The organism is Actinoplanes couchii (assembly GCF_016862075.1).
In the GTDB taxonomy this organism is placed as follows: Bacteria; Actinomycetota; Actinomycetes; order Mycobacteriales; family Micromonosporaceae; genus Actinoplanes; species Actinoplanes couchii.
Window position 1 is genome coordinate 99,902 of record NZ_BOMG01000110.1, and the last position, 10,839, is coordinate 110,740.

Annotated in this window: 8 protein-coding genes; 6 read left to right on the plus strand and 2 right to left on the minus strand. The window is 70.8% G+C overall.

What is annotated here, in order from left to right; all coding sequences use genetic code 11:
• Positions 1 to 39 precede the first annotated feature (39 nt).
• The 5 genes from Aco03nite_RS44820 (at position 40) to Aco03nite_RS44840 (ending at position 6,892) form a co-directional block, all read left to right on the plus strand.
• Positions 40 to 771, plus strand: coding sequence for a tetratricopeptide repeat protein (locus Aco03nite_RS44820; RefSeq protein WP_203807797.1), 732 nt, complete (start codon positions 40 to 42; stop codon positions 769 to 771).
• Positions 772 to 809: 38 nt separating this feature from the next.
• A complete protein-coding gene (locus Aco03nite_RS44825) occupies positions 810 to 1,586 on the plus strand; it encodes a LamG-like jellyroll fold domain-containing protein (RefSeq protein WP_239145951.1) in 777 nt (258 codons plus the stop codon).
• Between the two features lie 19 nt (positions 1,587 to 1,605).
• Positions 1,606 to 3,549 carry an alkaline phosphatase family protein gene (locus Aco03nite_RS44830; protein ID WP_203807799.1) on the plus strand — a complete coding sequence of 648 codons (1,944 nt, stop codon included), beginning with the start codon at positions 1,606 to 1,608 and terminating at the stop codon, positions 3,547 to 3,549.
• A 6-nt stretch (positions 3,550 to 3,555) separates the two neighbouring features.
• Positions 3,556 to 4,704, plus strand: a complete 1,149-nt coding sequence (locus tag Aco03nite_RS44835; protein WP_239145952.1) for a PQQ-binding-like beta-propeller repeat protein — start codon at positions 3,556 to 3,558, stop codon at positions 4,702 to 4,704.
• Positions 4,705 to 5,161: 457 nt separating this feature from the next.
• Positions 5,162 to 6,892 (plus strand): hypothetical protein, encoded by a 1,731-nt coding sequence (locus tag Aco03nite_RS44840; protein ID WP_203807801.1) that lies wholly within the window; start codon positions 5,162 to 5,164, stop codon positions 6,890 to 6,892.
• A gap of 60 nt (positions 6,893 to 6,952) precedes the next feature.
• On the opposite strand, the gene Aco03nite_RS44845 is transcribed toward Aco03nite_RS44840, so the two are convergent.
• On the minus strand, positions 6,953 to 7,612 hold the full coding sequence (locus Aco03nite_RS44845) for a DedA family protein (RefSeq protein WP_203807803.1): 660 nt from the start codon (positions 7,610 to 7,612) through the stop codon (positions 6,953 to 6,955).
• A 118-nt stretch (positions 7,613 to 7,730) separates the two neighbouring features.
• The gene (locus tag Aco03nite_RS44850) at positions 7,731 to 8,450 is read right to left on the minus strand and encodes a SigB/SigF/SigG family RNA polymerase sigma factor (RefSeq protein WP_239145956.1); all 720 of its coding nucleotides are present in this window, start codon (positions 8,448 to 8,450) and stop codon (positions 7,731 to 7,733) included.
• A gap of 393 nt (positions 8,451 to 8,843) precedes the next feature.
• Between Aco03nite_RS44850 and Aco03nite_RS44855 the strand changes: the two genes are divergently transcribed.
• A complete protein-coding gene (locus Aco03nite_RS44855) occupies positions 8,844 to 9,266 on the plus strand; it encodes an ATP-binding protein (protein ID WP_203807807.1) in 423 nt (140 codons plus the stop codon).
• Positions 9,267 to 10,839: the final 1,573 nt, after the last annotated feature.

Genomic DNA, 10,839 nt, shown 5'->3' on the forward strand with positions numbered 1-10,839 from the left:
GCCTGGTGTGAAGTTTCGCTGTCTTCCCGGAGTCGCCTGATGACCGAACTCGCCGCATCGCCGGGCTTGAACCTCAATCTGACCGCCTCGCCCGGTGTCGGGGGGCGATCGTTCGCTGATCCGAGTGAGGCCGGTGTGGCCCGGGCCGCCGAGCTGTTCGAGGACATGCAGCCCGACAAGGCTGCCGAGATGCTGGCTCCGGTGTTGGCGAGCCGGCCGGATTCGGCGTCGGGGTGGATTCTGATGGCCCGGATCCGGTTGACGCTCGATCAGGTTCCGCAGGCGCTGGAGGCCGCGAGCCGGGCTGTCGAGCTCGCTCCGGAGGATCCCCGGCCGCCTGCTATCGCCAGCCGGGCGCTGACCCTGCTCGGGCGGCACGACGAGGCGATGAGCATGGCGTACCGGGCGGTGATCGTGGAACCCCGCAATCCGCTGTGGCACGACCGGGTGGCGTGGGCGCTGATGGCCGCGGACCGGCAGCTGGGTGACGCCGAGCAGGCCGCGCGTACGGCGGTGGGGCTGGACCCGAACGAGGCGCACTTCTATTTCACGCACGGGGTGACCCTGGCCGCTCTCGGGCACATCGATCAGGCCCGGCAGGCGCTGATGACGTCGCTGCGGCTGGAACCGGAGAACCCGGTGGCCCGGCATCGGCTGGACGTTCTGAACGGGGTGGCGGCGCCGGCGCCGGAGAAGAAGAAGCGTGGCTGGCGGCTGTTCGGGCGCAAGAGTGACAGCAAGCCGGTACGCCCCGAAGAGTTCCGTCCGTAAATAACCGTCAAAACTACATAACAGGTCATAATTCGGGCATGAAACCCCGTCTGCGTGCTGTGACTTCGGTCATCGTCGTGGTGGTATCCGCTGCCGACCCGGGAGCCGCACGGGCGGTCGGCACGGCCGGTGTGCCGCCGGGCGCCCCGGCCCGGCGTGCGGTGCCCGCGCTGCCGGTCGCGGCGATGACCGTGCACTACGGCTTCAACGGCCGGTCCGGCAACATCCTCGACGAGTCCGGCGACGGGCACACGCTGCGGGTGATCTCGTTCCAGGGCGGAAGGGTCCGCCCGGTCGTGCACGGGCCGGGCACCGCGCTGGCCTTCCCCGGCAAGTGCGCCGCCCTGCTCTGCCCGCAGGTGACGTTGCAGAGCGCCGACTCGGCCGACCTCAACCCGGGCGATCGGAACCTGGCGTTCGGCGCGGACGTGCTGCTCGCCCCGGCGCAGACCAGCGCCGGTCAGAACGTGCTGCAGAAGGGCTACTCGACGGTCAGCAGCCAGTACAAACTGCAGATCGACGGCACCGCCGGGCACCCCAGCTGTGTGCTGGTCGACGTGCGCCGGCCCGCGATCCGGGTGGTCCGCAGCGCGGTCACCGTGGCCGACGGCCGCTGGCACCGGCTGCGCTGCCGGCGGGACGGCTCCCGCTGGGAGGTCTGGGTCGACGAGGTGCTCCGCGGGCGGGTCCGGATCCCGTCCCGGCTGAGTGTCGCCAACGATCAGCCGCTGAGCATCGGGGGCAAGGGCTTCTACCGGGACAACGACCAGTTCAACGGCGTCCTCGACAACGTCTGGGTGTGGATCGACCGCTGAGCCCCGTTATCGTCGGAGGGTGCCCATCAACGCCCTGCTCACCCGGGTTCGGGGCGCGCTGCGCAGCGCATTGACGACTTTCGTGGTGCTGACCCTGACCCTGTGGCTGATGCCGGGTGTCGCGAGCAACGATCTGGTCGACACCCTCGGTCTCGTGGTGCTGGTCGCGGTGGCCGGCGCGGTGCTGCGGCCGCTGCTGCTGCTCGGCATCACCGCGCTCGGCGGCTGGGCGGCGATGCTGCTCGGCGTGGTCGCGCAGGTGGTGGTCATGGTGGTGGCGCTGCGACTGGACCCGGGCAACCGGATCAACGGGCTGCCCAGCCTGGTGACCGCCGCGGTCCTGGCGGTGATCGTGGCTGCGCTGATCGACTGGCTGGCCGACAGCGGCACCGATGACACGTTCGCCCGGGAGGCCCGCCGGCTGATGCGCGCGGTCCGCCGCCGGGGAAGCGGCCGCCGGCTGGACTTCCGCCGCCGCCCGCCCGGCACCGAACCGGGCCTGCTGATGATCCAGCTGGACGGGGTGGCCGAGCCGGTGCTGCGCTGGGCGATCCGGGCCGGCAACCTGCCGACACTCGGCCACTGGCTGCGGACCGGCAGCCACACCGCCCGCGGCTGGCACACCGGGCTGCCGTCGACCACACCCGCCTCGCAGGCCGGGATCCTGCACGGGGCGAGCCGGCAGATCCCGGGTTTCCGCTGGTACGAGAAGGAGACCGGCAAGATCATGGTCGCCAATCGGCCCCGGGACGCCGCGGTGATCGAGACCCGGCTCAGCGACGGCCGCGGCCTGCTCCGGGACGGCGGGGTCAGCATCAGCAACGCGTTCAGCGGCGACGCGACGACCAGCCTGCTCACGGTCAGCCACGCGGCGCTGCCGGGCCGGTCGGCGCGCGGCTGGGCGGCGTTCATGGCCTCGCCGTACGGGTTCACCCGAGCCCTGGTCCTGGGGGTCGCCGAGGTCGTCACCGAACTGCACCAGGCCCGTCTGCAGCGCCGCCGCGACCTGCAGCCCCGGGTCAGCCGCTCCGGCGCGTTCCTGGCGCTGCGCCCGGCGTCGATGCTGCTGCGCGACGTGAACGTCTCGCTGATGGCCGAGCAGATGGCCCGCGGTGTCCCGGCGATCTACTGCGACCTGGTCGACTACGACGAGGTCGCGCACCACGCCGGCCCGGCCCGACCGGAGTCGATGCGCCAGCTGGAGAACCTGGACCGGATGCTCGGGGTGCTCCAGCGGCTGGCGCCGGAGGCGGCCCGCGACTACCACCTGGTGGTGCTCTCCGATCACGGGCAGAGTCAGGGGCCGACGTTCCGGCAGCGGCACGGCGAGGGCCTGGACGAGGTGGTGAACCGGCTCGCCGCCGACGCGCTCACGGTCTCGTCCGGGAACCTGTCGATGATCTACCTGACCCGGTTCCCGACCCGGCTCAAGCAGGGCGCGATCGAGCACGCCCACCCGCACCTGATCAGCGGGCTCGCCATCCACCCCGGCATCGGTGTGGTGGTGGTTCAGGGCGAGGAGGGGCCGATGGCGTACGGGTCCGGTGGCTCGCACGATCTCCGGGCCGGCGTGGTCGTCGGCATCGACCCGCTGGCGCCGTACGGCGAACGCGCCCGCGCCGACCTGCTGCGTCATCAGAGCGCCGCGCACGTCGGCGATCTCGTGGTGATCAGTGCGGTGGATCCGGAGACGCAGGAGGTGTCCGCGTTCGAGGAGCTGGTCGGGTCGCACGGTGGTCTCGGCGGCTGGCAGACCGACGCGATGCTGGTCCATCCGGCGTCCTGGCCGGTCACCCATCAGCTGGAGAACCCGGACGCGGTGTACCGGCAGCTGGTCGACTGGCTGGTCATGCTCGGCCTGCGCAAGGCGGAGAGGATGGCGCTCGACCCGGCTGAGCCACTACACTTGACAAACCGGGAAAACGGGACAAATGCGCGACTTTCCCCCGTGCGGGAGAGTTGACGACGTGTGCGCCTGCTTGTCCTGACCCTCGCCTTCGTCCTGTCCGCCGCGGTCCCCGCCGCGGCACCCGCCGCCGCTGTTCACGCCGCGGTGCCGGACCGGGCCGTCACCGACACCGCCCGGACCGCGCCCACCTTCAACGGGACCGTCCACGCCGTCGCCTACCTCGGCACCACCGTCTACGTCGGCGGATCGTTCACCCGGGCGCACTGGGGCGGGCGCAACTGGCCCCGCGAACGCCTCGCCGCCTTCGACTCCCGCACCGGCGCCCTGCTGAGCTGGGCACCCACCGCCGACGGCACGGTCCGCGCCCTGGCCGCCGCACCCGGAGCCGTCTACGTCGCCGGTGACTTCCACCGGATCGCCGGCAAACGACGCGACTCGCTCGCCCGCCTCAACCCCAACGGCAACCCCCTCACCCCCTTCAGACATTTCCTTGCCGGTACGCCGTACGCGCTGGCAATCGGCAACGGCCGCCTCTACCTCGGTGGCAAATTCAGCGTCGTCAGTGGTCGGCGGCAGTCCAACCTGGCCGCGTTCGACCTGGCCACCGGCCGTCTCGACCCGCGCTGGCGGCCGGTCGCCGACGACCGCGTGCAGACCCTCGCCGCCGTCGGAGGCCGGGTCTTCGTCGGCGGCGCCTTCCGCGGCATCGGCGGCGACCGGACCGCGGCCCGCCTGGCCGCCGTCGACGCCGGATCCGGGGCACTCGACCGCACCTTCCGGCCCGCGGTCTCCGCCGAGGTCAACGACATCGCCGTCGACGGCAGCGGGGTCTACGCCGCCACCGGGGGACAGGGTGGCCGGGCCGTCGCGTTCCGGCTCGACGGCCGGCCCCGCTGGCAGCGCGTCTTCGACGGCGACACCACCGCGATCACCCTGGCCGGTGGCATCGCCTACGTCGGTGGCCACTTCGACCGGGTCTGCCGGACCGCCCGCAACGGCCCGCACGGCAGCTGCCTGGACGGTTCGGTACCCCGCGTCAAACTGGCCGCGATCACCACCGCCGGCAGCCTGACCACCTGGAACCCGCGCGCCAACGGCGTGATCGGCGTCCGCGTCCTGTCCACCGACCCGGCCACCGGTTCCCTGGACGCCGGCGGCGACTTCACCACCATCGGAGGCCAGATCCGCCCCCGCTTCGCCCGCTTCTGACCACCCGCCCCGCCCCGGGTGGCCACCCACCTCGCCCTCGGGTGGTCACCAGCCGCGCCGCCCCGCGTGGTGGCCACCCACCTCGCCCTCGCGTGGTCACCAGCCGCGCCGCCGGGCGGCGACCATCCGGCCCGCCCTCGCGTGGTGACCAGTCACGCCCCGGGAGATCACCACCCGGCCCGCCCCCGCGTGGTGATCTCCCGGATTCCTCGACTCGCCCTGCTCGCGGCCCTCCACCCTTCAACCTTGCCCGTTTTGTAGCCATCGCAACCTTGGCGGCGTCCGCGTCCTTTTTGCCTTCCTGGCCTTCCTTGCTCAGGGCCTCCCCTCTCCTCGCCTGCCCGCCTCGCGCTGGTGACCTGGACTGATATGCGGTGCCTAAGGACCGCACAGGATTTGCATAGGCGGGCTCGGCAGTCTTCTCGGCGTCAGTAGCCGAGCGGACCGAGGAGCGCCGATGACTCAGCACGATCCGACCGCCCATACCGGGCCGATGTCGAGACGCCCGGAGGCGTACCGGCCACGGACTCCGCACGGTGAACCCGGCGCCCGGCTGCCCGAGGTGCCCGACCCCAACTCGCTGCCGACCGACTGGTCCCCGTCCGGAACCGCACACGCCGGCTCGCACCACTCGACGCCGTCGAACGCCCCGGTGTCCGCGTTCACCCCCGGCGCCCCGACCGGATTCACCTCGGTCGAGTCCACCGGCTACAACACCGTCGTCACCCCGCGGCACTCGCCCGCCGGTTTCGACGGCGCCGTGACCCCACGTTCTCCCGCCCCCGGCTACCCCGATGCGCCGTATGCCGGTTCGGCACATCCCGGTTCGTCGCACGCCGGTTCGCCGTATGCGGGTTCGCCGTATTCCGACGGCCGCTTCTCCGACCAGCGTTCGCCGGACAACCGGGCCTCCGGCGAACGCTCCTCCGCCGGATGGTCGTCCGGTGAGCCGGGGGGTGCGCCCGTCGCCTGGCTCCCCGCCCCCACGGAGCCAGGCGACGCGCCCGCTTCCCGGAGCCGTCCCGACGAGAGCTGGTCGGACGCTCCGGGCCGTTCCGGGCGCAGCGCCGCCTACGACCCGGCCTCGTCCTGGAACGGCAACACCTCGATGGGCGCCGAGCGAACCACCTCGGACCGGGACCGGAACCCGTGGATGGTGACCCCGGTACCGGACCGCATCCCGCCGGAGTGGGACGACACCGCGGTCCCGGACTCGATCCCGCCGTCCTGGGCCACCGACCCCCACCGCGACCCCGAACCCCCGACCGTCCCCTGGAACACCCCGTCCGGCCGGACCCACACCGACTACGGCCGCACCGACCAGGGTCACTCAGCCTGGGGTGAAGGAAACTCCGAAACCGCCACCGAGCAGTGGCACCCCGCCGCCCGCAACCCCGAACCATGGCAAGCCGACCGCCCCGAGCCGACCGCGACCTGGAACACCACCGCCGGCGAGCCCACAACCGCGGCCTGGACCAACACGCCCACCGCTGAACCGCCGACCGCGGCCTGGACCAACACGTCCCCCGCTGAACCGCCGACCGCGGCCTGGGGCAGTCCGGCCGTCGCGGACCGCGCCGAGTCTCCGACGACGACGTGGGACAGCCCGGCCGCACTCACCCGTGCCGAACCCCCGGGGGCACCGGCCACGTCGTGGAACTCGCCGGCCGGAGGCACCGGATCGTGGCGTGCCGGCGGGCGAGACCAAAGCGGTGACGAAAGTGCCCACCGGGCCGGCCGGGACGAGAGCGCCAGCCGGGACGAGCGGACCGGGCGGGACGAGCGGACCGGGCGGGACGAGCGGACCGGGCGGGACGTCGTGGACGGTTCGTGGAGCCCGGCGCCCGGCAATCGCCCCGTCGAAGCTCCGGCCCGGGGCTGGAACGAGGATTCGCGAGTTGGCGGGACGGCCACGGGTGCGCAGGTCCCCCGTACCGAAGCCGGATCTTTGGCAGTGGGACCGCCGGAACCGATCGCCGAACCCGCCGGCCGGCCGACCTCCGGAACCCGCCGCAACCCCAAGCTGACCCTGGCCGCAGCCTTGATCGCCGCAGCTCTGGCGGGTGGCGGCGTGGGCGCCGGGATCGTGGCGTTCATGGAGAACGGAAACGCCACCGCCCCGGCCGGCGCGCCCGGTCAGGCGCCGAACGGACAGCCGCCGAACGCCCAGCCCACGCAGGGCACGTGACTTTGCTCGGGGGATGAAAGCGGAGACGGTTCCCGCTGTGGGCGGCGGGAACCGTCTTCGTCAGGCCTGGGTCTCCTCGACCGTGGTGGTGCGGGCCTTGCGTTTGCGGATGTGCCGCACGTGCAGCACCACGTAGGTGCCGATGGCCAGGACCACCAGTCCGATGGCCGGCCACTGGTACTTGTGGACGTGCCCCATGATCGTCACGAGGTTGGCGCCGAGGAAGTAGGCGAGCGTGCACCAGAACCCGACCCACAGGGCCGCGCCGATCGCGTTGTAGAGCAGGAACGTCTTCCACGGCATCCGGGTGATACCCGCGATCACGCCGTTGAGCTGCCGTAACCCGTCGATGAACCGGGCCACCACGATGATCCGGTTGCCGCGCCGGGCGAAGAACTCCTCGGCCTTCGCCAGCCGGGCCGGGGTCACGAAGATGTACTTGCCCCACCGGTGCACGATCTTGCGGCCGCCGCGCAGCCCGATCCAGTACCCGATGTTGTCGCCGACCACCGCTGTCACGAACGAGATCAGGGCGACCAGAAAGATGTTCATCCGGCCGTAGCCGGCATAGATGGACCCCGCCACCATGATCGTCTGACCGGGGGCGGGAACGCCGAAGCTCTCCACCACGATCACGCCGCCGATCGCCAGATAACCCCATCGGTCCAGGATCGGGGCCACGGTGTTCAGGAACCCGGGAAGCTCGGCAGAAGGTGGCATCCGCTACACGGTAGCCGTACCCGGCATCCCCGGCTGCACAGACCTGTGTCGACCGGGCGATTTCTTCATGACAAAAAGTGGTGCCGGCCACTGGCCGGCACCACTTTTACACGGAGAGTCAGATCACGTCAGCGGCGAGCTGGCCGCGCAGCTTCGTCAGCGCCTTGGTCAGCAGGCGGGACACGTGCATCTGCGAGATGCCGATCTGGTCGGCGATCTGCGACTGGGTCAGGTTGCCGTAGAACCGCAGGGTGAGGATCTTCTGCTCACGCTCGTCGAGCGTGGCCAGCGCCGGGCCCAGAGCGACCCGGGTCTCGGCGACCTCGAACTCGTGGTCCTCACCGCCGAGGGTGTCACCCAGCTCGGTGGTGCCGTCCGCGCTGATCGGGGTGGAGAGGGACGTCGCGTTGTAGGCGCGGGCGCCCTCCAGGCCCTCCAGCACCTCTTCCTCGGTGATCCCGAGGTGGCCGGCGATGTCGGAGACCTGCGGCGAGCGGCCCAGCGAGTGGGTCAGCGTCGCGTTGGCCTCGGTGATGGCCAGGCGCAGCTCCTGCAGTCGGCGCGGCACCCGCACCGACCAGGTGCGGTCCCGGAAGTGACGCTTGATCTCACCGATGATGGTGGGGATCGCGTAACCCGCGAAGTCCACACCACGCTCGGGGTCGAACTTGTCGATCGCCTTGATCAGGCCGACGTTGGCGGTCTGGACGAGGTCGTCGGTGGGCTCACCACGGCCGGAGTAGCGGTGGGCGAGGTGACGGGCGAGAGGCAGCCAGGCCTCGATCGCACGGTCACGCAGCGCGGCACGCGACGGGTGGCCGGCCGGCATCGCGGCCATCGCGGAGAGCAGCTCCGCAGCGCTGTCCGCCGATGCCTCGGCGCTTGCCTTGGTCGCGGGCGACACCTTGGTCTGAGTCTCGGTGACGGTCATGTCGTGGTCCTCCCTGGCACCGTTCCGGAGAGCCGGCCCTGTGGTTAGGGCCCGGGTCGGGTGGGTATCCATAGCTCGTACAGGCATCCCCGACGGGGGCGCCCGATGAGCACACTAGGCCGTTCGGTTATGCAGACTCTATACGACAGGTCGAGAGAACACTAGCCGAAAGTATGAGGCATAAACCTGTACAAAACGGTCTAAAACCTGCTCACGCGGCCGTGATCTAGGCCTCTCGGGTAGGGGAAGCCGACTCTTACGGGTATCCGCATTTCCCACGTGAGTGGGCAAGATAGGCACATGACGTCGCCTCCCACGCCGGTTCCGTACCCGGAGGCGATCGAGATCCGCCGCTGGACCCTCGACGACGTCGGCGGCCTCCGGCACCTGCGAGCCGGACTCCGTGCGGCCGTCGCCGGCACCTCCCTCGACACCGAGGACGGCCTGGACCGCCTGACGGTCGTCGGCACCGAACTCGCCACCAACGCGCTCCGGCACGGCAGCCCGCCGACCGTCATCCGGTTGCTGCGCGAGCCCGGCCTGCTGATCCTCGACGTGGCCGACCACGACCTGACCGGCGAGCCCCACTTCGACCTGACCCGCCCGGTCGGCCTGGGCGGCCTGGGCCTGAGGCTGGTCAAGACGTTCGCCACCAATTTCGGCTGGCACCGCACCACAAACACCAAACACATCTGGGCAACATTCGATTTGGTACGGGGATAGGCCCGCCCACCTCGCCCCCAGCAGCTGCCGCCTGCCCTTCTCCGGCGCGCTTGCTTCACCTCCGGGAGATCGGCCACCGTCCTCTGACCGTGCCGGCCTTGCCCGCGGCGGTCCACCTCCAGGAGGTCGACCACTGTCCTCTGACCGTGCCGGCCTTGCCCGCGGCGGTTGTCCCTATGGTCTTCCGGCTACGCCCGATGGTCTTCCGGCGATGCCCGACTCGCTGTGCCCGACTCGCTGTGCCCGACTCGCTGTGCCCGACTCGTCCTCGGCAGCGACAGCCGACGTCAGCCAGCCATGCCAGCTCGCCGATCAGGGCTGAGGGGTGGGGGTTGCTCGCGTCAGTCCCTCCTCCCTCTTCCTCCTGCCCTCCCCTCCTGGGTTTTGTCCTCCGCAGCAGTCGTCCTTGGCCTGCTCTCCTGTGCTCGGCCGACCTTCCCGTATTCCTGAGGCGCTCGGCCGCCCTTCCCGCGTTCCTGAAGCGCTTGGCCGTCCTTCCCATATCCCGGAGGCCAGTCCCTCCTTCGGCCCGTCCTCTCCTTGATCAGCCTGCCCTCTCCTTGGCCGATCGGCTTCCTCTGCTCGACTCGACGCCTTCTCCGCCTGCCCGGACCTTCCTGCCTGTCGGCTGGTGCTTCCCGCCCGGCCTTCTCCTCCTCTGCCTCTACCCGGCTTTCCCGGCTCTACCCGGCTTTCCCGGCTCTACCCGGCTTTCCCGGCTCTACCCGGCTCTCTTGGCGTTACCCGGCTCGCTTGGTGCGGATCTCCCTCTTGCCGCCCTTCCTTCGCCGACTCCTCTCGGTGTCCGCCCCTTGCTTCCTGCTCTCCGTGCCTCCTCTCCGTGCCTCCTCTCCTTGCGGGCTTCCGCCTTGCGGGCTTCCGCCTTCCGTCTTGCCGCCGTGCCGCCGTGCCGCCTTGCCGCCTTGCGCCTTGCCGCCTTGCCGCCTTGCCGCCTTGCCGCCTTGCCGCCTTGCGCCTTGCGCCTTGCGCCTTGCCGCCTTGCCGCCTTGCCGCCTTGCCGCCTTGCCGCCTTGCGCCTTGCCGCCGTGCGTCTTCCGCCTCGCGCCTTGCCGCCCTGCGTCTTGCGGGCTTCCGTCTTCCGCCTTGCGGGCATCGGCCCTCTCCCCTCCGCTCTTCCTGCGGTCGTGGCGTTGTTGGGTGGGGTCGCTATTCGGGCTGTTGTGGTGGGTGGTGGAAGTGAGGCGTGTTCAATTCGTGTCGGATCCACTTCGTATCGTCATTGGCCCCATTCGGCTCGGTGGGCACCAGCGGCAACGGCCGTGTGCGAGGGAGGGGGGCCGATTTGGCGTCCCGGGGAGCACCGGGTAATGTTTTGGGAGCCGGCAGGGAAACGGGCGAGGCGAGCGGGTCGAGCAACACAGACCCGCAGCGGCCGTCCTGCCAAACCCCAACGAAGAGCAGCACGAAGCATCGTGTAATTTTCTGCGGGACTTGAGCGAACTCCTCGCTCAGCGAATTCGAGGGAAACCCCGGATTTGGCGAGACGGAATAGCTCGGGTAAAGTAGAGCGAGTGCCCCGGAGGGCGGGCCGCGAAAGCGGAACGAACTAAGG